The following is a 22,729-nucleotide window of genomic DNA, read 5'->3' on the forward strand; positions in this document are numbered from 1 at the left end:
GATCAGTTGGATTGTTGCAGGGAGGCTTGGAGGTATGAGGCCACCATACCCGCCAGATTGGCTGCTATTTCTGACCAGGGCAGGTTGCCGCTGCCTTCGACGGTGCTGCCCAAACCGAGCCGGCGGGCGACGACGCTGTAGACAACGTTGAAGCACCAGTCGATGTCCGCCTGCTCCAGATCTTCTCCTGGCCACTGTCGCAGAACAGTGGTGAAGTGATCGGCAAGTGCAGCATAGGAAGCGAGACCGCGCTGGGAGAGTGTTTCGTCGTTGGAGGCACGAAGCATGAAGGGCCGCAGGATGTCTGCATAGCGGCAAAGAACCTCGATGATCTGCTCTATGGCCTCCTGGGCAACGGAGCGAAGGCCTGCCGCGGGATTTTGGGGCAATGACTTGAACAAATGCTGGGTGACGGCGTCGATGTCGTCCATCTTCCGCCCGTGAGCCACCCGGAGCAGTTCGTCTTTGCCCTCGAAACGTGCGTATATGGAACCGATCGAAACTCCTGCCCGGGTGCTGACATCGGCGAGGGTAAATTCATCGCTGCCGTATTCCTGGAGCAGGGCCAGGGCCGCCTCGATCGTTTTCTCAAACGATTGACGGCTCCTGGCCTGCTTTGGCTCCCGATGCGTGGTTTCTGCTGGCGTCACAACCTGATCCTACAAAGGATGCCAGGATCAGCGGCATGGCGGGCGACGCGCAGCTCCCAATCCCCGTGGGGCACGGTCCAGGATGAGGCTGCGGTGTTCCAGCGGCGGAATCCGAATGGATCAACTGCAATCTGGACTTCCCGCTGTTGTCCGGGCTCGAGGTGCACGGCAGCGAATCCCATGAGCCGCGATTCCGGCTCTCCGTCAGCCCTGCCGTAGATTTGCACCACGTCCCGGCCTGGGGTGTCACCGCTGTTGCTCAGCATTACGTGGGCCGCGACTCCACTGACGCCCTCTTCAGGACCACCAAGTCTGGGATCCGCGGCAGTAACGGCGGCTTGGAGCACTTCGAACCGGGAGTATCCCAGTCCGTAGCCGAAGGGGTAACGAGGCGCCTGCCGGGATGCTTGGAAATGCCGGTACCCGATGGGTTCGCCTGCGGAATAATCCAATGTCAGGTCAGCGTCCAGGCTTGTTCCCCAGCCAGGAATGTCCTCGTTCCGTTGGGGGAACGTCACAGGGAGCCTCCCCGAGGGTGCCGCGTTACCGGTGAGTACGGATGCAAGGGCCCGCCCGAATTCCTGGCCTGGGAACCAGGCCATCAGCAGGGCTTTGACTTTGTCGGCCCAGGGGAGCAGTACCGCCCGTGATGCGTTCACCACCACGACAGTCTCCGGATTGACGTTAGCCACTGCTTCAACCAGCCGGTCGGCCGATGGTTCAAGTGCCGCGGTCGTCCGGTCAGCGCTTTCCCTTGACGAGCTCTGCTCGTCCCCGACGATCACCACAACGGCATCAGCACCTGCAGCCAGGTCTACGGCTTTTTCCAAAGGGTCGTGCGTGCTTTCGGGAGCTGCAACAGCGGTGATGGCCTGGACCCTGCCCGGTTCGAAGGCCATTTCGACGACCACCTCGATGTCGCCGGCCGGCAGGTCAAGGACGACCTGTTGGGTTTCGGCGCGGGCTACGACGCCCATCACGTCATCAGGGGCCGGCGGTGGAACGTCCAGGACCCCTTTCCCGTCGACGCGAAGGGATGTCAAACCGGTACCGCCGGCGCCCAGCTGCCAACGCCCGGCAGCAGACAGCCGAAGCCGGGCGGTGATCCTGGCCCGGCCGGGGACGCCGGCGCCGAGGCCGGGAACAGGACCAAACCATACGAACGAAGAGGCCTGCCTGACCTCACTGTAGAGAATTTCCTCGGTTTCGGCCGAGGCGGGAGGAAGAATCTCCAACAGGACACCTGGTATGCCGTCTGGGGTGGTGGATCCGCTTTCTGTCAGCGGCTGCGGCGATGAGGTTCTGGTTCCAGGTTCGTAAAGAACCTCAACATCTGGACCAAAGGCACTACGGAGGGCTTCCAGTGGTGTCACCAGCTCCCCTTCCGGTCGGACGGTGGCAAACGTCCCGCCTTGGAAGCAGGGTTTGGTTGCATTCGGGCCCACGACGGCCAGTGTCCGTAGCGTTGAAGGGTTCAGGGGAAGCACCTCGTCCCTGTTCTCCAGGAGCACGAAGGATTCAGCCGCGGCCCGTGCCAGCAGGTCCCGCTGCTCGCTTGGGGTGCGGAGGCGGGCAGGGACAGGGGCATGCCAACCGGTGCGCCGTCCCGTCCGTTCGGCAAGACGGGTAACGCGTTTCACCGCATCGTGCAGCCGTGATTCGGGGACAGTACCTTCGGCAACAGCATCAGCGAAACGGGTGCCGAGGAACGTTGCAGGTCCCGGCATTTCCAGATCCAGCCCGGCGCGGGCGGCAGCTACGGTACTGTCCACGCCGTACCAGTCCGACACGACGACCCCGTCGTACTTCCATTCGTCCTTGAGGATGCCGATCAGTTCTCCGTGCTGGGAACAGTGCGTTCCGTTCACCCGGTTGTATGCCATCATCAGCATCCATGGATTCGCCCGGCGGACAGCGGCTTCGAAGGGGCGCAGGTAGGTTTCGCGCAGCGACACGGGGTCGACTTTGGAGTTCATCCGCCGCCGTTCCGTCTCCGTATCATTCGCAACGACGTGCTTCGTGCAGGAACCAACGCCCTGAGATTGCAGCCCGGTAACCCAGGCTGCACCGAGTACACCTGTCAGGTAGGGGTCTTCAGAAAACATCTCGAAGCCGCGCCCGGTAAGTGGTGAGCGGGGCAGGTTCAGGTTCGGTCCCAAGATCGCCGATACGCCCCGTTCCAGCCCCTGTTGTCCGATCAGCTCACCAATCTCGCTTACCAGGTCGAGGTTCCAGGTGGCCCCGAGTGCGGTGCCGGAAGGCATCATAAGGGAGGTGTCCCGCTCGTCCATGGCTTTGCTGACGATTCCCAGGGGACCGTCGAGCAGAACCATCTCCGCAACCCCGAGGTCCGGGCTCGCCGTGGTGCTCCAGCCATTGAGCCCTCCAGTCAGCTCCGCCCCGGAAAACTCGGTACTGCCGACTTCAACTCCGGCCGTGGAAGCGTCCGCTACCGGGCCCTTCGTCACAGTACTGCCGCCTTTTCGGCTTCTGCGGTTTCACCCGCGGCTGCCATCAGGGGGAGGACCCGTTCAGAAAACAACTGCATGGATTGCCGCGTGAAGCGGCGGCGCTCTTCAGTCAGTGGACCGCCCATGAAGGCCATGAGCACATTCCCGATGCCGAGGTCCGCGTATTTCTGCAGTTCAGCTGCGACTGTTTCGGGGCTGCCGTAAAGGCACCACGTCCCTTTATAGCCCTCTGTCCGCGCGTCCGGTGTAGGGCGAAGATCCACACCACTGATGGCTTCGGCAGCCTTGTTAGCCGCGTACTCATGTTCGACGGTTTCCTGGTACTGCTCCAAAATGATGTCCATTTCGGCGGCTGCCTGCTCGTCTGTTTCGGCGATGTGAACGTGCTGGTAGGAGTGTGTGGTCCATTCCAGGGCTGCCGCAACTGTTTCGTCTGAATGGTCGGCGGCCTCCAGGGCGGTGCGGTAGGTGGCGAAATTCTTTTTCACCTGCTCATAAGCGTTTCCGCTGTCAATCACTGGCGGGGTGAAGCCGAGGATGAAAGCCGGCTGGGCCTTCTTGGCCGCCCGCTCCACGCTGGTGGGTCGCGCGGCGACCGACATGACCCGTGGTTCAGGCCTGGTGTAGGGCGTCGGGACGATCCGTGAGACCACTGCGCCGCTGTAGTGGCCGTTGTCGAAGATGACCGGCTCGTCGCCCGGCTTTTTCGCCCACAGCCTTTCAGCGATTTCGAGGTTTTCGTTGGCGAGGCGGGAACTGTCCTGGTATTTGACGCCGAAGCCAATCATCTCTTCCGGGGTGGTGCCGCTGCCCACGCCCACGAGGAGTTTGCCGTCAGTCAGCTGGTCCAGCAGGGCCAGCCGCTCTGCAAACCGCACCGGATGGTGCAGGGCGAGGGTCTGGACCGAGAAACCGAAGTGCATCCGCTCCAGCCTGCCGGCAAGGTATGCGGCGAACACGAACGGATCACTGGCCGGTGGTGCATAGCCGGTGAAGTGGTGGTCGGGGAGGAAGACGGCGTCGAAGCCTTTTTGCTCGGCATCTGTGGCGTGCTCGACCATGGCCTCCATAACCGGGCGGTCTTCTTCCGGGCCGCGGGAACGGGAAGTGAGGAACAGGGAAAAATGCATGAAAACTCCTGGGATAGGTTGGTGCGGAAATCGGATTCGGCCACGTCCGGTTATGGCAGCGGCGGATTTCCGGTTCAATTGGCGTGAAGAAGGGTTCGTTGAATATCTGGTTCGAGCTGGGCTGCCGCCTTGGCGACGAGGCGGCGGAACCACTGGTGACCCGGATCCGCGGACTTGGACGGGTGCCACCAGGCACACTCCACGAGGGTGGGTAGGTTGATCGGCAGCTGCATGATGCGGACCCCTGCGACATCGGCGAATTTGCGGGCCAGGCGTTCCTGTACAAGGGCCAGCCTGTCCGTCCCGGCAACGGCGAAGGGGAGCATGACGAACGTGTCGACAATGACGTCTGTCCGTTCGCCGAGCTGAAGGTCATTGACCTTGCGGTCCGCCAGCGTTGAATCCGATTCGGCTCCGAAAAGCCGTACCCAGCGTGCGGCCCTCAATTCTTCGATCGTCAGATCCCGCTGTGGCGAGTCAGCTCCGCTGACGCATACCCAGTTGTCCGTGAACAGCTCGGTGTGCGGAAAGCCGGAGAAATGCCCCTTGGGGATGAGCATGAGATCCGAGGCCTGAAGCGTGTCCTTGATGCGCTCCACCGCCGGCGGGGTAACCGCATCGAAGTGAACCTGCACCGAGGGAGCTTCCTCCTGCAGCATGGACATCATCGTCTGTGAGAGCACCGTCAGGCAGTAGTCGGAAGTGACCACGCGGAAGCTCCTCGTGGAGGAAGCCGGATCAAAAACTGCCTGCGCGTCGAAGGTGCGTTCCACCAGGCGCAGGATATCCGCCACGTCATCTTTGAGGACCTGTCCCAGCGGAGTCAGCTCGTAAACCGAACCTACCCGCGTCAATAAATCGTCGTCGAACTGTCGGCGGAGCCGCTGCAGGGAAGAACTCATGGCGGGCTGACTGATCCCGATCCGGGCTCCTGCCCTTGTCACGTTGCGCTCGGCAAGCAGGGCGTCCAATGCCACCAGCAAATTGAGATCGGCTGTCAACAAGTTGACCATGAGTCGCCTCCAGAGTCGTCGGATGCAGACTCCCGAAGGCGCCATCGACCCGAACACGAATTAGAATACTGATCCTAATTATGGGCCAGATCACAGTCGGGGTCAACATGCTGCTTGCCCGCGTTCTCTGGCTAGGTGGGGGAGTGACCTCCTATTTCCTTGGTGATCGCGCGAGCGGCCGTCAACAGGCGGTCCCGGCAATCAGCTATGTATAGTGCAGTCTCGGAACCCGAGAAGCCGTTGAGAGTCAGGGTTACTGCCACACGTCCTTCCGGGTCAAAGACGGGCGCGTGGAGCGAAGTGACTTCTGACGGGTCATCGATGGAAGGAGGGCCTGATGCGGCCATGTGCGCAAGCAGCCTGGGAAGAACTCCGCTGAGGTCCGGTGCGGCCGTATCACTGGGGACCTGCACCATCCGTTCAAACTCAGCGGCAGCCCCGACGTCCACGGAAACCGCGTAACCTGCCCGCCGGACGTTGGCAAGTTCAGCGTGGGCAAGATCCGGATCAATATCTCCGACCACTTCCCGTGCGTTGGCGATCCAGCGCGCTTCTGCGGCTTCTCCGGCCCAGGCAACATGAAGGGGAGCCAGGGGGGCGGCGAGGCCAAAGGACACGCCGACCCGGGACGGTGAACCGCCCGGAGAGCTGTCAACACCTGCCGCGGTCAGCACTACCACGGAATCATCCACTACGCCGCTGACGAGGACCTCGAGCCTGAGCTCCTGAGCGAGGGATTCGATCTCGGGACGCGCGGCGTCGGCAGCTTTTACGTGCCGGGTGAGCGCGGTGGCCGGGGAAAAAATCGACGGAATGCTGAAGGAGCCGTAGCCTCCGCGGAGAAACAGCAGTGGAAGTTCCTTCGATGAGCCGACGCCCAAGGCGTTGACCCGGCCGATCACAATGTCATGATCGCCGGCGCGGATTACATCCACAATCTCGCAGTCCACCCAGGCGGCGGCTCCGTCCAGTCGAGGGCTGCCCGAAGGGGTGTCTGCCCAACTGTTGGCGGTAAAGCGGTCTGCGGCCTTTCGGGAGAACGCCCTGCAGACATCCTGCTGACCGGCAGTCAGAATGTTGGCGCAGAATGATCCGGCCGCGCGGATCTTGGGCCAACTGGTGGAACGCACATCGGGCATAAAGGACACCAGCGGGGGGTCCAGGGACACCGAACTAAAGGTTCCCACCACCATTCCTACCGGGTCATCACCACCATCGGGGGTTGCGGTGATGAGCGTGACGCCTGTGGGGTACTGGCCCAGGACGTACCGGAACCATGCCGCATTGTCAGGACTTGTTTCCTGCGATTGATCAGTGGAAGCAGGGATGATCTGTGCCATCGGGAGCTCTCTTCTTCGTTGAGTTTTGTCCAGTAAACGGTGTTTTCGGAGCTCGATGGAAATAGTTCTGCGGTATGCGGCTCATCGGTATTTACGATGCCCCTTACGTTGACCCCGGGCGTTTCCGCAGTGGTAGCGTCATGGGGACACTGGGGCTTTAAAGGGCCCGTCGTGCGGGGTGGACGTTCCCCCGGACGCGCACCTGGCCGGTGTCGAGCCGGTCTTCCGGCTCTGCCTAAGCGAGGTCGCGGTGCGCCGTTCAAACTTGTTCCAAACTGATATTCCCCACGTCCAGGATGCTCCCAAGGGATCTGGACAGAACGTCGCCGGCTCCCCGGCCGTCCGCATCGGCCGAACATATGCTGCGTTGCTGATCATTGTGCTGCTGGGCGCCCTGGACCACACGATCGTTGCCACGGCACTTCCCGCGGTGGTGGGGGAGCTCGACGGGGCCAGCCACATGGCATGGATCATCACCGCCTACACCCTGGCCATGACCATCGGCATGCCGGTCTACGGCCGGCTGGGTGACCGGTTCGGCCGGGCACCCATGATGATCGTCGCGCTGGTGGTGTTTCTGGGCGCCTCCATCCTGTGCGGTTTCGCCCAGGACGTGGTCCAGCTCTCCATCTTCCGCGCTGTCCAGGGTCTTGGCGGGGCAGGGCTTGCCGTGCTGCCCGCCGCCATCATCGCCGACCTGGTACCGCCGAGGCAAAGACCGAAGTACCTGGGACCTCTCGGTTCGGTCTTTGGCATCGCCACCGTCGTCAGTCCTTTGGTGGGCGGTGCGATCACCGACACCGTGGGCTGGCGTTGGGTGTTTTGGATCAACCTTCCCGTTGGCCTGCTGGCGCTGGCCATGGCGTTCTCGCTGCGACGCCTGCGTACGGTCCGCGGCAGCGGTGGCATCGACTGGCCCGGCGCCGTGCTGATGGTCATCTTCACATGTTCGTTGGTGGCACTTGTTTCCCTATCAACCGAAACGGGCACGCAGACAGTGCTGCTCCTCGTTTTGGGAGCCGTCACAGCCGTGTCGGCTGTTTTCTTTGTGCTGGTGGAAGTGCGTTCCAGACACCCACTGATACCGATGGGAATGTTTCGGCGCTGGCCGGTAGCAAATGCTGCAGGCTTGGGCCTCGTCGTCGGTGCCGGACTCTTCAGCGTGGTGGCATACCTGCCCAGCTACGTCCAGATGGTCTACTCGACGTCGGCCTCGGCGGCAGGGCTCATCCTGCTTCCCTTGGTGCTGGGCCTAATGGCATCGAGCAACCTCAGCGGGTTGCTCGTTACCCGCACAGGCCGGTACAAGGTATTCCCGCTCGCCGGTTCGGCCCTGGCGGCCGCTGTGGCCGTCTGCCTCCGTTTGCTGCATCCGGACACCCCTTTGGCGGTCGTAGGAGTCCTGCTGGCAGTTTTGGGTCTGGCCGTCGGCAGCTTTATGCAACTGACAGTGGTCGCTGCCCAAAACGCCATGCCGCAGTCGATGGTGGGCGGAGTGACTGCATCCTTGGGCTACCTGCGCGAACTCGGGGTGACAGTGGGCACCGCTGTTTTCGGCGGCCTTTTCGCCACGCAACTGGCCCAGGGCGCTTCGGCCAACCAGCTCAACCTCCCGGTTACAGCCATCACTGATCCTGTAACAGTCGCCGCCCTGCCGGCAGAACTGCAGGCTGGTGTGTCAGTCATTTACGCAAACGCATTCCTTCCCGTCTTCGCCCTCCTGGCCTGCATCTTCGGAGTCGGCGTTTTGTTGTCCGTCTTTATGCCCGAGCAGCGGCTGTCCGAGGCGGACCCGACAAAGTAACCGGCTGGAATTTCCAGCTACGGGCCCTCGGACGATGGCTGCAAGGCGCTTTTGGGCACAGGGAGACTGCGCCTTCCCAGCAGCAGGGGAAGACCGGGCCCGCAATCCAGGGCCGGCCTGTGGTGACCGCAGACCGCAGGGAATACAGGCGGCTGCCACCCGTGCGCCGGCTCATAGCCAGCATCTATTCGAAGTCCGGATGAGGTGCATTCACTTTGCTGATCATGCAGGCACTGCCAGTGTCTTGCTGCTGCCGGTAGGTTGGATTTGCGCCGGCCGTCACTGGCGCCGGATATCTGGTAACGCGTGGCAACTCGCCCTCCTTTCTTTAAGGAACCGGCAGGGGAGACCAGCCATGGTGTCAAGCTGCTGTGCTGCACTTGTCCACCCTGGCAAGCCCTACCGGCAGCACGAATTTTTGTGTAGGAAACAACGCAGGAGGAATGAATGGCTACGGGTTCAAAGACAGCGGAACGGGACGACGACGTCGAATCCCGCGAAGCAGTCGTCGAAAGACTGCTCGCATCCATGACTTGGGAGCAGAAGCTCGCCCAGCTCCAGATCGGCTACCGCCCGCGGCTTGAAGAGGCCAAGGAACTGGTGCGCGCGGGCATCGGAGGTGTTTTTTGGCCCCGGAGCGCCGCCGCCGCCAACGAACTCCAACGCGCGGCCGTGGAGGAGACCCCGCATGGTATTCCGCTGCTCATCGGATTGGACGTGATCCACGGCCAACGCACCACCTTCCCGGTGCCGCTGGCCCAGGCTGCGAGCTTTGAACCCGGTATAGCCGAGACGGACGCCCGGATTTCGGCAGCGGAAGCCGCCTCCGGCGGCGTCAACTGGACCTTCTCACCGATGATCGACGTCTCTCGCGACCCCCGGTGGGGCCGCGTTGTGGAAGGATTTGGGGAGGATACCCGGCTGAACAGCGTCTTCGGGGCCGCAAAGATCCGCGGCTATCAAGGGGACTCACTTGCCGACGACAATTCCATTCTTGCCTGTGCCAAACATTTTGTAGCCTACGGCCAGGCTGAGGGTGGGCGGGATTACAACACCGTGGATGTGTCCGTCCAGCGGCTCCGAAACATATATCTGGAACCCTTCCGGGCCGCAGTAGATGCGGGCGCGGCGAGTGTTATGGCGGCCTTCAACACAGTTTCCGGGAGGCCGGCACACGTAAACGAAGACCTGCTGACGAAGATCCTGAAAGAAGAATGGGGCTTTGAAGGTGTGGTGGTCGGGGATGCCGATGGCGTCCAAAACCTCATGGCCCACGGGGTGGCAACTGATATTGCCGACGGTCTCGGCCAATCCTTCCGCGCCGGACTCGACGTCGAAATGGGCGGCAACGTTGTCGACACTGATGGCAACACCCCACTCAGTCCGGCCGAGGTCCCCCTTCAACGAGTCGACGATGCTGTGCGCAGGGTCCTACGCCTTAAGCACTCACTTGGCTTGTTCAGCAATCCATATCGTGACGAGGCGTCGGAAATTCTCGCACCGTCCGGTCAAAGCAGGGCAGCCGCCCGCCACGCTGCCGAAAAAAGCATCGTGCTGCTCAAAAACGAGGATGCGCTGCTTCCCCTGGATCCGGCACCGAAACGCGTCCTCCTCGTGGGTCCCTATGCGGCGAGCTCGGACCATCTGGGAGCATGGGTGCAGTCATTCGCCGAGCCTGCCGGAACCCTTGCAGAGGCTATCCGCGCTGAGTGCCCCGACTGGTCGGTAACGGTGATGGAGGGCAGTCCCTTCTTCCAATCGGATCCGGCCCTACTCGACGCGGCAGTTGCAGCAGCAGCCGAGCACGATGTCGTGATCGTTGCCGCCGGTGAACCCAGCGCCCTGACGGGGGAGGCAAGCTCCCGCAGCGACCTAAGGCTCCCTGGAGGACAGGAAGCACTCATCGCCGCGATCGCCGGCACCGGCAAGCCCTTCGCTGTCATACTGTTCAACGGCCGACCCCTGGTCACCAGCGCCTGGATCGACCTGGCACCCTCTGTCCTGGAAGCCTGGCATCTCGGTCTGGAAGGGCCCGCTGCCGTAGCCAGGACTCTCACCGGAGCAGCAAACCCGGGTGGCCGCCTTCCCATGACCTTCCCGCGGTCATCGAGTCAGATCCCCATTTACTACGACCACGAAAATACCGGGCGCCCCGCAAGCATTTCGGCGACCCTCGATGAGGGCGACATTGATGTGGGGCTCATGGGGCCGGACAACTTGGGCGATGTCTTCACGTCGAAGTACAAAGACCTTCCGCTCGGGCCGCAGTTTTCCTTTGGCCACGGCCTGAGCTACACAACCTTCAGCTACGGCCAGCCCCAGCTGGCCACGGAAGAGCTACCCCTGGAGGCTCTGCACAGCGGGACGAAGGTATCGCTGAAAATCCAGCTGACCAACACCGGCAACCGAACCGGAGACGAAGTCACACTCCTCTTCATCCATGACCGAACTGCATCGCTGGCCCAGCCGGTACGGCGGCTGCGGGCGTTCACCCGCACCAGCCTCGACCCGGGCCAGACCAAGACCCTCGAGTTCTCCCTGGGCTGGGAAGACCTGGGATTCTGGGACAACGAAGGCTCATACCTCGTGGAGGCCGGCGAATTCGATATTTACATCGGCGGTGGACTGGACGACACAGCCCACCACGTCCTGCGGCTAACCCAATGACAAATGGTTGCCCTTACCCCACATGCCACGACACAACTGAGGAACATCCATGCCGCTTCACCCCGACATTGAATCCAGGCTCCCGCTTCTAGCCGGAATACCATCCCTGGACGACGCCATCTCAAACCCCGAAATGCGGGCCAAACTGGAGGAGTTCGGGGCCTACCCTGATGCGTCCCTGCCCCCCATGCTTCCGACCAGGGACGTGCTGCTTCCCGGACCCCACGGCAGTGTTCCGGTACGCATTTACTCACCCCAGCGCGAACCGGGGCAGAAGCGGCGCGCATTTGTCTGGATGCACGGCGGTGCATTCATGTTTGGTGATTTGGACATGCATGAAGCGGACTGGACCGCCCGCGAGTTGGCCCACCGTGCATCCGCTGTAATTATCAGCGTCGACTATCGCCTGGCAGGGAACGGCATCAGTTACCCGGTTCCCCTGGACGACGTGACAGCAGCCGTGCGCTGGGTCAGGGCAAATGCTGCGGATCTGGGCATTGATGCTGTTTCAATCGGCGGCGCGAGTGCGGGTGCCAACCTGGCCACCGGCGCAACCTTGCGTCTCCAAGACGAGGATGGCTGGACTCCGGAGAATCTGGTTCTGGCCTATCCCTTCATGCATCCGGATCTCCCTGCCCCTTCCGCGTCACTTACCCGTGCACTGAGGGAGATCGTTCCAGCCATGCGCCCCTCAGGGCAGATGTTCGAATCAGCCTGGGACCACTATCTGGGGGCTGTCAGGTCAAACCCGCCAGGCTATGCAACCCCAGGCGCAGCAGCGTTGGACCGCCTTGGTCCAACACTTGTGCTGAATGCAGAATACGACGATCTGCGGGCCTCCGGTGAGGCTTTCAGCGCCTCCCTCGCGGCCGCCGGTGTTGATGTCGAACAGGTCATGATCCGGGGAGTTTTCCACGGGTTCTTGAATCTGCCAAGAGCACTGGCACCGGTTGATGAGGCCTTGAACCGGATAGCATCGCGGCTCAACCCCCTCGGGTAACACCTCCCCCTTGGGCGGTGGCAGCGGGAGGAAGGCCCCGGCAGCGGGGCGGCTGGACACCGAGCCGAGCCGAGGAACTACCCTCCGGGCCACCCCGTTCCCATACTGGACCCAACGTCTGTGGTACCCAGGCGTTCCTGAAACAACGACCTAGTCGCCGGCAGCACCATTGAGCCCCGGCTGTTCAGCCCGCGCCATCGGTCCCTCCGATCAGCCGTGTCAAGGCCTGTCGAGGGAGCGAATTCCGCTCAACGGGATGTTGTCCGCTTCGACGTAGGCAGCAAAGGGCGCCGTCGTAGTCCCGCGAACGCTGACGATAAGGCCCGTGGGGCTCCGGCTCCCGGCCTTCTGATCGAGGACGGCCTCACCATGGGTTCTGGCCGAGCCGTCCCATCATTTCCGTCAATGAGGACCATAAGCAAAGTCGCGTGGACGGGCCCGGCGATCTTGGGTCTACTTGGATTTACTAGAAAAGCGGCTCCATCGAAACGAGCTGCTGAACCACAGAGGGCTTGCGTTACCGCGAGGTCGACCCTCGACAATGATGTCTTGAAAGGTTACCCATGTCATACGTGTCCAACTCCCCGCGGGGATGGCTCGCAGTCGGAGCGACGGCCGTCGCAGCAACCATTGTCTTGTCCGGCTGTGGAAGTTCGAGCCAAACAGCTTCCCCGGAGAACGAACCCCAGACAATCAAATTTGCCTTTTCCCAGATCAACCCCACGGACACCTTCTACCAGGACGCTGCTGCGACCTTCGAGAAAGCCAACCCGGGAACCAAAATTGAACTGGTCAAGCTGCCCACGGAAACCGCGCCGCAGACAATCACGACCCAGCTGCAGGGCGGAACCGCTGCTGATGTCCTGAGCATATTCTCGGGACAAGGCCAAACCGGATCCATGACCGGCTTCGCGAAAGCAAACCTCCTTCTGGAACTCAACGACCCCGAGTTCAGCACAACGCTTCCAAAAAGCATTGAGAAGCTCTTCAAATACAACGACAAAGTGTATGCAGTTCCCGTTGCCAACATGCCGGCCGGCCTGATCTTCAATCAAGCCAAGGCACAAGAAATCGGCGCGAAGCTGGATGCGACGTCCTCCTTCGAGGATTTCCTGAAACAGTGCACTGTCGCCCGCGATAAGGGCGTGACTCTCACGGCACTGGCGGGCACCGTCCCCGGAAACCCTGGACTCCTCACCATGGCACTCGCCTCATCAACGGTCTACGGTCCCAACCCCGAATGGAATGCTGACCGTATCGCGGGAAAGACGACGTTCGCGGGGGACAAAGGTTGGCAGCAAGCTGTCGGAGGCGTCAAGCAGATGTTTGATGCCGGATGCTTCCAGGATGGTGCCGCCGGGGCCGGTTTCGATGCCTTGAACAGCGGGATGGGCCAGGGCAAGGCGCTCGGATTCTTCGCACCCGGCGCGGCCACCACGGCTATCGCCAACGCCACAAAGGGTGCCGTAAGTCCTGTGATCCTTCCCATGCCGGCCCCGGGTGCATCACAGACGTACCTGGGCACCACGTCCGAGCTTGCCCTGGCGGGTAACGCCAAGACCAAGAGCCCGAACCTCGTGAAAAAGTTCCTCAAGTCCCTGACGGCAAAAGAAGGCGCTGAAGCCTTGGCGAAGGGTCTGGGCGCGATTCCCGTCAACCTCGGCGACTACCAGCTGCCATCAGGTTACGCGCCAATTGCCGACTTCTATAAGCAAGACACCGTCCGCCCGCTCGGGTACAACGAGTGGCCTTCCGCAAAGGTTTACGCCAGCCTCGGGAAGGGCATCACGGCCATGATTACCGGACAGAAATCGCCGGACGACGTGTTGAAGGACATGGACGCAGCCTGGGGCAACTAACGGACAGGTGCCGGCCAAGATCATTTGGCCGGCACCTCTCACCTCGCGCAAGAACAAGGAAGATAAGACAGTGACTATTACCAACGGAACACTAAAACCCCCTGAAACCAACGCTGACGAGCCCATCGCAGCCAAGCGGACGGGTACGGCCGGGGTCGGTTTCGGCCGCTGGTGGTGGGCACTTCCAGCCGTCGCCCTGACGCTCGTCGTCACCTACCTGACGACGGCGGTGGGAGCGTTCTACGCCTTTACCGACTGGACCGGACTGGGCGATTTCAACTTTGTTGGGTTCGATAACTTCATCCACGTGTTCCGCGACCAGGCACTCCTGGGCTCCGTCCGCAACACGTTGTTGTTGGCCGCCGGTTTTGTGGTCTTCACCAACCTCCTCGGGTTATCGTTCGCCTTGGCGCTGAACCGCACGCTGAAGTGCCGCTACTTTCTGCGCGCCCTGATTTTTATGCCCGTGGTCCTGAGTTCAGTCGCTGTCTCGTTCATCTGGAAATTTATCTTCGCTTACGACGGACCGCTCAACCAATTTCTGACCTTCATGGGGTTGGGAAGTCTGAAGCAGGACTGGCTGGCCAACCCCGCCCTGGCGCTGTGGTGTATTTTGGCCGTCATGGTGTGGCGGAGCATCGGATTTGTCATGGTGATCTATCTGGCCGGTCTCGCCACGGTACCGGTGGAATTGGAAGAAGCCGCAGCCCTGGACGGAGCTGGAATATGGCAAACATTCAGAAACATCACACTTCCCACCATCCAGCCATCGGTAACCATCGCGACGGTACTGACCCTCATCCAAGGGCTCACCGTTTTCGACGAGGTCTTGACCTTGACCGGCGGTGGGCCAGGGGATGCGACCCAGACACTGGCGACCCAGGTGTATTCACAGACATTTATCTACGGAGGATTCGGCTTAGGCGCAGCCGCCGCACTCGTCCTGACGGTCTTTATCCTGATTCTCGCCCTCATCCAGCAATTCGTCGCGCGTGACCGTGCAGTTAGGGAAGACTAAAATGCATCGCTATACTAAATGGTCGCTCCTCAGAGAAGTCCTCGTCATTTGTGCTGCCATTATTCTCCTGCTTCCCTTCTGGATTTTGATCAGCACCGCTCTGAAAACGACTGACCAAGTCGTTACCACGTCGGCTTTTTCCTTCCCCCCGGCCCCGACACTCGACAATTTCATCCAGCTCCTCTCACCCACCGGCAGCCAGTCCGGCAATGTGTACCAGGGTTTGTTCAGCAGCCTGGTTATTACCACCGGCACCGTACTCCTGCTCATCGCGCTCTCTTCTGCCGCAGCATACGTCTTCGCCCGCAGCACCCGGAAGCTCTCCGACAGGATCTTCAGAATCTTCCTTATTGCGATCGTCCTGCCAACCCAGCTCGGGATCCTTCCGCTCTATATCGGAGCACGCAGCCTGGGACTCATCGGCAGCCCCTGGGGAATGATCGTCATTTACACAGCAATGACCATGCCTTTTTCCGTATTCCTTTACTCCGGGTTCTTCCGCCGGCTGCCAAGAGACTACGAGGAAGCTGCCACGCTGGACGGCGCCAGCCGCTTCCAGATCTTCACGCGGGTAATTTTCCCTCTCATGGGCCCTGCCACCGGCACGGTTGCCATACTGTCCGGGCTCCTTGTCTGGAATGACTTTTTCACCGCCGTCATCTTCCTCAACGGTTCCCCCTACATGACCTTGCCGGTGGTCGTCTATAACTTCGTGGGCAGCCTCGTCTCGCAGTGGAACCTCAGCTTCGCAGTGGTGCTGATCGCCATGGCACCCGTGCTGGCCTTCTACGCCTTTGCGCAGAAAAAGCTGATGCAGGGATACGCCGGTGGCATCAAGAGCTGACGCACGTGAAATCCCCGTGACGCCCAATCTGATGGATGGAAACACCCCCTGGCAACCGGCTGACGACTGGACCCGGCTTGAGGGCTTGGTCGTCGACATTTACGACAGGGACAAGCTCTTCGCCCGGGGAACTGTTGACGCCACGACCACCGACGGTGACGTTCTTTGGTTACGACAGGACGGGGTCCAGCTTCGACAGTGCGTGGAGAAGACAGATGGCCGACATGTTCGAATAAGTTCCACCCCGCCCTCCTACGGAGACGGCGGCCCTCAGGGATTCCGATCCCCAGAAAGTCAAACGTAGCCCTATGCATGCAGCACAAATTTTTCAAGACCACATGGTATTGCAACGCCGTCGTCCGCTCCTCATCTGGGGGACCGGCCAGCCCGGTGCCAACGTAGTCGCTACCCTTGGCGATCTCACCTCCGGCAGCACCAGGACGGACCGGGACGGTAATTGGGTGCTCCGGCTGGACGGCCAAGAGGCAGCCCGAGGCCTGACCCTTACCCTGTCCGACGGCATGGAGAGCCTCGAAATCCATGACGTTGCGATCGGCGAGGTATGGGTCGGAGGAGGACAGTCGAACATGGAATTCAATCTTGAGTTCGACGCGGACCGCGAACAGGTGTTTTCGGGCCCAATGAACCCGGACATCCGATTCTTCGACGTTCCCAAACTCTCCTATGCGGGGCAGGAAAACGAGCACGACTACAAACTTTACGGTAAGTGGCGGACCTGCACACCGGAGGACCTTCGCTACTTTTCTGCCGTGGGCTACTACTTCGCAGAACAACTGCAGAACTCACTCCAGGTACCCGTTGGCATTGTGGGCTGCAATTGGGGTGGTACACCCGCCTGCACGTGGACAGATCCGGAGAAACTTGCGGAGGGCCCCGGATCAGCCTGGATAGAGGACTATGAACGCGGCCTCAGGCAGTTTGATCCGGACCAGGAGGCCGAGCTTTTCCGGGTCCACAAGATGAGCGACAGGACCGACCCCTTCGCCGACGCCGTGTTGTACCGCGTTATGCGCGATGGGATGAGCGAAGAAGAAGAGCGGGAACTGATTCCCGTCTTCATTGCCAACCAGATGCCCACGATGGGTAAGCTGCATCCCAACCGGCCAGGCGGGCTGTTCGCGACGATGGTGAGCCGGATCTCCCGCTACCCCGTTCAAGGGGTGATCTGGTATCAAGGTGAGTCCGACAAAACCCACCCCGACCTTTACTCGGCCGTCCTGGCGAGCATGATCGACAGCTGGCGGGAGGCGTGGGAAACACCGGACCTTCCCTTTCTGATAACCCAGCTCGCACCCTTCGGCGGCTCGCCCTATGGGGATGCCAACCACGTGCCTGTGATCCGTGAGCAGCAAGCAAAAGTCGCGGAATCAGTCGATCAGGTCTGGATGGCCAGCACGTCCGACGTCGGTGCCGAACGTGACATCCACCCCAAAAATAAGAAACCGGTAGGGACCCGCCTCGCCTTGCTCGCACAGCGCCATGTCTACGGACAAACAGTCGCTGCTGACGCCCCCGCCCTCGACAGTGCCAAACGAACCGACACCGGCGTAGAAATCACGTTCCATAGCGTAGAAGAACTCACTTGGGGCGGGAATCCCCTCCCATTGGAGATTCGATCACCTCAGGGGGAAAACATACCGGTCCACGAAGTGGCAGTATCCTCCAACCGGCTGCTACTCACCGCCCCCGTACCTCCCGGGTCAGAACTGAGCTTTGCATGGACTAGCTACTATCAGGTCGACCTTTGCAATGAAGCCGGCATTCCGGCGTTGCCATTCAAGGCGCAACTGCCGTGATCAGGTTCGGGCGGAACCAGTGCCGCTGCGGGACATACGAAATTCTGCGGCCCCAAGCCCGCTGACGAAAGGAAATTGAGTGCCTTTTCACCCGGAGATCGCCTCCCGTCTCCCGCTGCTGGACGGGATCCCCTCCATAAGGGAGGCCTTGGAAGACCCCGAATTGCTCGCCCGTTTGCAGGCGTTCGATGCATATCCTGATGCCACGCGGCCGCCCCAGGTGGCTACTGATGAGGTAAGCATTCCGGGGCCGCATGGCCCGGTCCCGGTCCGGATCTACTGGCCTGACGATGAGCCATCGGCGCGTCGCACAGGGTTTGTGTGGGTCCACGGGGGCGCTTTCAAGTTCGGCGACCTCGACATGAACGAAGCTGACTGGACGGCCAGGGAATTAGCCGCCCGTGCAGGTGCAGTGGTGGTGAGCGTGGACTACAGGCTCGCCGTTGACGGGATCACCTACCCCATCCCCTTGGACGATGTGGTCGCGGCTGTTCACTGGGTCCGAAACAATCTGGAGTATCTTGGCATTCGTTCCGTCTCTCTGGGAGGCGCCAGCGCCGGCGGCCACCTGGCCGCATCCGCGGCATTGCGCCTCCGGGACGAAGATGACTGGCTGCCCGAGCACCTAATACTGGTATATCCAAACGTGCACTTTGACCTCCCCGCCCCGTCGAAATCGCTCCAGGCTGCACGCGCGGAGTTGCCGCCTTGCCTGAAAATACCTCCGGAATTTCACCGCTCCACGCGGGAGAACTATTTGGGTGAAACGCGCCCGCAAGATTCCCCGTATGCCATGCCCGGGGGTGCCGACCTAACAGGGCTGGGGCCAACACTGGTACTCAATGCAGAATACGACGACTTACGGGCGTCCGGTGAGGCGTTCAGCGCCTCGCTTGCCGCCGCTGGCGTCGATACTGAGCAGGTCATGGTCCAGGGAGTCCTGCATGGCTTCCTGAACCTGTCCAAAGATTTCGAGCCTGTGGACGAAGCTCTCGCACTCATGGCGCGGAGGCTCAGATCAGAAAACGGCTGTTAATGTGGCCTTCCGTGTACCAGCGGACGCTGCCCAACGGAAGAGTCTTGCCCGCCAGAGAAATAGTGTCGGCGGCAGAACCTGTCGCAACCGACCTTGGACGAGACGAGACTGCACTTTTCACGAAAATATTTGGCAAAAGGAAAGGCCACCCTATGAGCACCGGATTAGACGCCCCGAGCACCGTCAGGTCGGCAAGGGGGATTGAGGGCCAGCGCAAAGCCGATCTTGGCAACAGGACATTTATCAACCCTGTCTTCGCCGGAGACCACCCAGACCCGGCAATTCTGCGAGACGGAAACGACTACTACCTCACGTTCTCCTCCTTCGAATCGACACCCGGCCTCATCATCTGGCACTCGCAGGACCTGCTCAACTGGAAACCGCTGGGCCCCGCCCTGCCGGAACCCATCGGAAACGTCTTTGCAGTTGACATGTGCAAAGTCGACGGCCGGTACTTTATCTACGTCCCGATCATTCCAACAGCCGTTTCCCCGGATCCATCAGCACCACCGCAGATCTACGTCATCCATGCCGAAAACATGCAGGGCCCATGGAGTGAACCAATCAACCTTGGGATATCCGGGCATATTGATCCCGGACATGTCGTGGGCGAGGACGGGCACCGCTACCTATTCCTCAGTGGCGTCAGCCGTGTAAGGCTGAGCACCGACGGTCTCGCCACGGACGGTCCAGTGGAGCATGTGTACGACGGCTGGCGTTACCCCGATGACTGGGTTACGGAAGCCTATGCCCTCGAGGGACCCAAACTCACCCGCCGAGCAGATTGGTTCTACCTCACGACGGCAGTCGGCGGCACTGCGGGTCCTCCAACAGGGCACATGGTCACCGTCGCCCGCTCACGATCAGTCAACGGACCGTGGGAGGATTGCCCGGCCAACCCGATCATCCGCACCTGGGACGCCAGCGAGCCATGGTGGAGCAAGGGCCACGCCACCTTGTTTGAAGGACCAAACGGGCAGTGGTGGAGCATCTACCACGGATACGAAAACGGCTTCACGACCCTGGGCCGGCAGACGCTCCTGGAGCCCATCGAATGGGACGACGACTGGCCCCGGGCAGCCGGAAGCGACCTCTCAAGGCCCTTGCCTGCGCCTACTGAACCATCAGGGGAGCGGTCCCACGGAATCCCTCTATCCGACGACTTCACGGAGGAGCGCTTCGGTATCCAGTGGTCCTTCCACGCCCCATCAAAGGACGAGTATCTCCGTGCCTCGCTGGACGATGGGCTCGTTCTCCAGGCCCGCGGAACCAGCCCATCGGACAGCTCACCCCTGACCTGCATCGTCGGCGACCGGCGCTATGAAATCAGCGTCGAGATGGAACTACTAGGCGGCGCGCAGGCCGGCTTACTGCTCTACTACAGCGACCGCCTGTTCTGCGGGATGGGCCACGACGGGGACCGCATGACAAGCTACCGGGCAGGCCGGCCAGTTCCCTATTGGCAGGAACCCGCACCCTCCACGAATGTCCTGCATCTCCGTATCGTGAACGACGAACACATCGTGACCCAGTACTACAGCACCGACGGAACCACATGGACCAGACACGGCCTCCGTTACGACGTGACCGGATTCAACACGAACACAGCCGACGAGCTCCTCAGCCTTCGACCAGCCCTGTACGTGGCTGGCACAGGTCACGCGCGCTTCCGCAATTTTCAATACCGCTCTCTAGATGCCTGACGTTCTCTCGCAGGTGAACACAGGCCCCCGGACGCGCTCCTGGATAATGGCAGAACGTGTGCGCGCACTAGCAGATGCCAGAGTCTGACGTTTGCTCTCCGGAGCCCCAAGGGCGAATCGGGGCGACCTACAAGAAGAACCCCGTCCTCTCCCGGCTGACTGCGTCGAGATGGAGGCGGTCTTGAAAACAGCACACAGACGTCTGGCGGACCGAACTCCTGGCCACCTACCAGCCCACATCTCGCCAGAACATCGAGAAAAGCGAGCTCCACATGAACGACATTCCCCGGCTTGACCATCAGGATGGCCATACCCGGCTCATAGTCGACGGCATGCCCTATCTTTGCCTCGGCGGTGAACTGCACAACTCAAGCTCATCCGACCGGCAGTACATGGCTGGCGTATGGGACAAAGTCTCCCGATCAGGCGCCAACACCGTGATTGCCACGGTGTCCTGGGACCAAGTAGAGCCTGTTGAAGGAAGCTTTGACTTCTCCATTCTTGATGAGCTCCTGGAAGACGCCCGCACGGCAGGCATGCGGCTGGTGCTGATCTGGTTCGGTGCCTTTAAAAATGCGTCCTCTACGTACGCGCCGACGTGGGTCCGGAGCGACCCGGAACGCTTCCCCCGCGCCGATCGGGGACCCAAGCCGATGGCAACACCGTTTTCGTATGCAGGGTCAATGCCTCGGCCCACGCTATCTGTCTTTTCCGATGATCTCCTCGAGGCAGACAAAGCGGCATACAGCGCCTTCATGAACCACCTTGCCTCAACCGACCGGGAGCACACTGTGATCCTAGTTCAGATCGAAAACGAGGTCGGTCTGCTCGGGGTCGGAAGGGATCGCAACCCCCTTGCCGAGGCTGCGTGGAAGTCCCCCATCCCGCAGGAGCTTCGCAAGGCACTGGCAAACGATCCTGCCTCCTTTGACCCCGGAGTGTCCGGAGTCCTAATGTCGGCCCTCGATGAGGAAAGGAGCTGGGCTGAGCACTTCGGTGACGGAAACACGGTCGCTGACGAGGTCTTCATGGCCTGGGCTTTTGCATCCTACGTGGGCAGGTTGGCCACAGCCGGCAAGAAGATCCTGGCCCTCCCCGCTTTCGCCAACGCATGGCTCGGCCCGCAGACGGGGCAGGATGCGCCAGGCATGTACCCGAGCGGGGGACCGACAGCCAAAATGCTGCCCGTCTGGCGGGCCGCGGCGCCTGCCCTTGACTTCCTGGCACCGGATATATATGTTTCCAATTCTGCCGAGGTGATGGCACAGTACGCTTCGGCGGACAACCCCCTCTTTATACCGGAAGCCAAGTTCCGCGCTGGTGATGCCTTCCTGGCTGTAGGCCGCTTCAACGGGTTCGGCTATCACGTCTTCGGGTTGGAGGACGGCCGGGAAGGCAACCAATACGGTGAAGCCTGCAAAGCCATGATTGCCCTCACCAACGACATCGTCGACGCCCAGCGTAATGGCCGGATTTTTGGCTTCGCACTGGAACCGGACGAGAACATGGTCACTTCGACCCTGGGCAGCACTTCCGTTACCGTCCGAAACGCTGCCAAGCTGTACAGCGCGATGCTCCTCGACGTCGGAGTGGTTCTGCCGCCAGACCCGGAACTGCCAGGTGAAACACTTGCCGCGGGGCATGGGCAGACGCCCGGCGATGCGCGCGCGTTCGGTCTCATCATCGCGACAGACCACTTGGAATACGTTGTCGTGGGCCAAGGTGCATTGCTTGACTTTCACAAGGAAGGATCGGAGCTCGAAGTCGACTCGGTCCGTGAATTGAGGCTGACGAAGGAGGGCTGGCAGGAGGGTCGCTTCCTCAACGGGGACGAGCGGCTTCAGGTTCTGCCGGGGGGTAAAGTCAGTGCGGCCCGGATTCGGCTCTTGGAAATGGTTAAGGACTAACCACAAGGAATATTCTGTATCTTTTCACCCCTGAATTGCCTCCAGCTAGCGCTACTGGACCGTATGCCATCCCCTAAGGAAGCTTTTTCGAACCCAGCGAGGCTTCGCCAGCTGCATGCCTCGATACCTCTCGACGGAAAGTCGTGGCCGAAGAACAACACGCTATCCTCGGGCCCAGCGGTTTTTGAAACCAGTACTGGGTTGGTGTGAAAGAACGACGGCGCTTCCCGGTTCCATAACCGGGACATGAAGGAAGCAGACTGGGCAGCCATGACCCGTGGTAGAGCAAGACGACTCGTACACCGGTAGCCCCTTCCGGGGCTCCCTCCCCCTGCCGTTTTCACGAGCCGATAATGGCGATTCCGTCAACCTGACGAGGTTCGGACAAACTGCGCCGGGGTGACTCTGTTCCGTCCACAATTGGGGTCAATTCGGGTTATCCACGGCTGGAAGTCGGGAGCCATTGCGCT

At 61.2% G+C, this 22,729-nt stretch carries 15 protein-coding genes; 10 read left to right on the forward strand and 5 right to left on the reverse strand.

The window, feature by feature from the left end:
- Positions 1 to 2: 2 nt before the first annotated feature.
- The 5 genes from AB4Y73_RS08985 to AB4Y73_RS09005 form a co-directional block, all read right to left on the reverse strand.
- Positions 3 to 650 carry a TetR/AcrR family transcriptional regulator gene (locus tag AB4Y73_RS08985; protein ID WP_441871076.1) on the reverse strand — a complete coding sequence of 216 codons (648 nt, stop codon included), beginning with the start codon at positions 648 to 650 and terminating at the stop codon, positions 3 to 5.
- The gene (locus AB4Y73_RS08990) at positions 647 to 3,118 is read right to left on the reverse strand and encodes a beta-glucosidase (RefSeq protein WP_441871077.1); all 2,472 of its coding nucleotides are present in this window, start codon (positions 3,116 to 3,118) and stop codon (positions 647 to 649) included. Before AB4Y73_RS08990 ends, AB4Y73_RS08985 begins: the two co-directional genes overlap by 4 nt.
- Positions 3,115 to 4,251 carry an LLM class flavin-dependent oxidoreductase gene (locus tag AB4Y73_RS08995; RefSeq protein WP_441871078.1) on the reverse strand — a complete coding sequence of 379 codons (1,137 nt, stop codon included), beginning with the start codon at positions 4,249 to 4,251 and terminating at the stop codon, positions 3,115 to 3,117. Before AB4Y73_RS08995 ends, AB4Y73_RS08990 begins: the two co-directional genes overlap by 4 nt.
- A gap of 74 nt (positions 4,252 to 4,325) precedes the next feature.
- Positions 4,326 to 5,264 carry a LysR family transcriptional regulator gene (locus tag AB4Y73_RS09000; protein WP_441871079.1) on the reverse strand — a complete coding sequence of 313 codons (939 nt, stop codon included), beginning with the start codon at positions 5,262 to 5,264 and terminating at the stop codon, positions 4,326 to 4,328.
- A gap of 131 nt (positions 5,265 to 5,395) precedes the next feature.
- The gene (locus AB4Y73_RS09005) at positions 5,396 to 6,604 is read right to left on the reverse strand and encodes a flavin reductase (protein ID WP_441871080.1); all 1,209 of its coding nucleotides are present in this window, start codon (positions 6,602 to 6,604) and stop codon (positions 5,396 to 5,398) included.
- A 265-nt stretch (positions 6,605 to 6,869) separates the two neighbouring features.
- On the opposite strand from AB4Y73_RS09005, the gene AB4Y73_RS09010 reads away from it, so the two are divergent.
- From AB4Y73_RS09010 to AB4Y73_RS09055, 10 genes are all read left to right on the forward strand, one after another.
- Entirely contained in the window at positions 6,870 to 8,408 is a 1,539-nt protein-coding gene (locus AB4Y73_RS09010) for an MDR family MFS transporter (RefSeq protein ID WP_441871081.1), read from the forward strand.
- Positions 8,409 to 8,855: 447 nt separating this feature from the next.
- Entirely contained in the window at positions 8,856 to 11,075 is a 2,220-nt protein-coding gene (locus tag AB4Y73_RS09015) for a glycoside hydrolase family 3 N-terminal domain-containing protein (RefSeq protein ID WP_441871082.1), read from the forward strand.
- 49 nt (positions 11,076 to 11,124) lie between these two features.
- Entirely contained in the window at positions 11,125 to 12,075 is a 951-nt protein-coding gene (locus tag AB4Y73_RS09020; RefSeq protein ID WP_441871083.1) for an alpha/beta hydrolase, read from the forward strand.
- A gap of 563 nt (positions 12,076 to 12,638) precedes the next feature.
- Positions 12,639 to 13,934: an ABC transporter substrate-binding protein gene (locus AB4Y73_RS09025; protein WP_441871084.1), complete on the forward strand. Its 1,296-nt coding sequence runs from the start codon at positions 12,639 to 12,641 to the stop codon at positions 13,932 to 13,934.
- A 70-nt stretch (positions 13,935 to 14,004) separates the two neighbouring features.
- A complete protein-coding gene (locus tag AB4Y73_RS09030) occupies positions 14,005 to 14,952 on the forward strand; it encodes a carbohydrate ABC transporter permease (protein ID WP_441871085.1) in 948 nt (315 codons plus the stop codon).
- Positions 14,927 to 15,796 carry a carbohydrate ABC transporter permease gene (locus AB4Y73_RS09035; protein WP_441871086.1) on the forward strand — a complete coding sequence of 290 codons (870 nt, stop codon included), beginning with the start codon at positions 14,927 to 14,929 and terminating at the stop codon, positions 15,794 to 15,796. The genes AB4Y73_RS09030 and AB4Y73_RS09035 overlap by 26 nt, the downstream gene beginning before the upstream one ends.
- 338 nt (positions 15,797 to 16,134) lie before the next feature.
- Positions 16,135 to 17,613 carry a sialate O-acetylesterase gene (locus tag AB4Y73_RS09040; RefSeq protein ID WP_441871087.1) on the forward strand — a complete coding sequence of 493 codons (1,479 nt, stop codon included), beginning with the start codon at positions 16,135 to 16,137 and terminating at the stop codon, positions 17,611 to 17,613.
- A 79-nt stretch (positions 17,614 to 17,692) separates the two neighbouring features.
- Positions 17,693 to 18,649 carry an alpha/beta hydrolase gene (locus tag AB4Y73_RS09045; protein WP_441871088.1) on the forward strand — a complete coding sequence of 319 codons (957 nt, stop codon included), beginning with the start codon at positions 17,693 to 17,695 and terminating at the stop codon, positions 18,647 to 18,649.
- Positions 18,650 to 18,801: 152 nt separating this feature from the next.
- The gene (locus AB4Y73_RS09050; RefSeq protein WP_441871089.1) at positions 18,802 to 20,352 is read left to right on the forward strand and encodes a family 43 glycosylhydrolase; all 1,551 of its coding nucleotides are present in this window, start codon (positions 18,802 to 18,804) and stop codon (positions 20,350 to 20,352) included.
- Positions 20,353 to 20,624: 272 nt separating this feature from the next.
- Positions 20,625 to 22,259: a DUF5597 domain-containing protein gene (locus AB4Y73_RS09055; protein WP_441871090.1), complete on the forward strand. Its 1,635-nt coding sequence runs from the start codon at positions 20,625 to 20,627 to the stop codon at positions 22,257 to 22,259.
- Positions 22,260 to 22,729: the final 470 nt, after the last annotated feature.

The sequence above is a fragment of the Pseudarthrobacter sp. TAF60_1 genome (assembly GCF_052113505.1).
Taxonomy (GTDB): Bacteria; Actinomycetota; Actinomycetes; order Actinomycetales; family Micrococcaceae; genus Arthrobacter.

Coding starts and splice junctions, on each gene's coding strand:
- AB4Y73_RS08995 (WP_441871078.1), bottom strand. CDS start 4,251: ATGCATTTTTCCCTGTTCCTCACTTCCCGTTCCCGCGGCCCGGAAGAA.
- AB4Y73_RS09000 (WP_441871079.1), bottom strand. CDS start 5,264: ATGGTCAACTTGTTGACAGCCGATCTCAATTTGCTGGTGGCATTGGAC.
- AB4Y73_RS09005 (WP_441871080.1), bottom strand. CDS start 6,604: ATGGCACAGATCATCCCTGCTTCCACTGATCAATCGCAGGAAACAAGT.
- AB4Y73_RS09015 (WP_441871082.1), top strand. CDS start 8,856: ATGGCTACGGGTTCAAAGACAGCGGAACGGGACGACGACGTCGAATCC.
- AB4Y73_RS09020 (WP_441871083.1), top strand. CDS start 11,125: ATGCCGCTTCACCCCGACATTGAATCCAGGCTCCCGCTTCTAGCCGGA.
- AB4Y73_RS09025 (WP_441871084.1), top strand. CDS start 12,639: ATGTCATACGTGTCCAACTCCCCGCGGGGATGGCTCGCAGTCGGAGCG.
- AB4Y73_RS09040 (WP_441871087.1), top strand. CDS start 16,135: ATGGTATTGCAACGCCGTCGTCCGCTCCTCATCTGGGGGACCGGCCAG.
- AB4Y73_RS09050 (WP_441871089.1), top strand. CDS start 18,802: ATGAGCACCGGATTAGACGCCCCGAGCACCGTCAGGTCGGCAAGGGGG.
- AB4Y73_RS09055 (WP_441871090.1), top strand. CDS start 20,625: ATGAACGACATTCCCCGGCTTGACCATCAGGATGGCCATACCCGGCTC.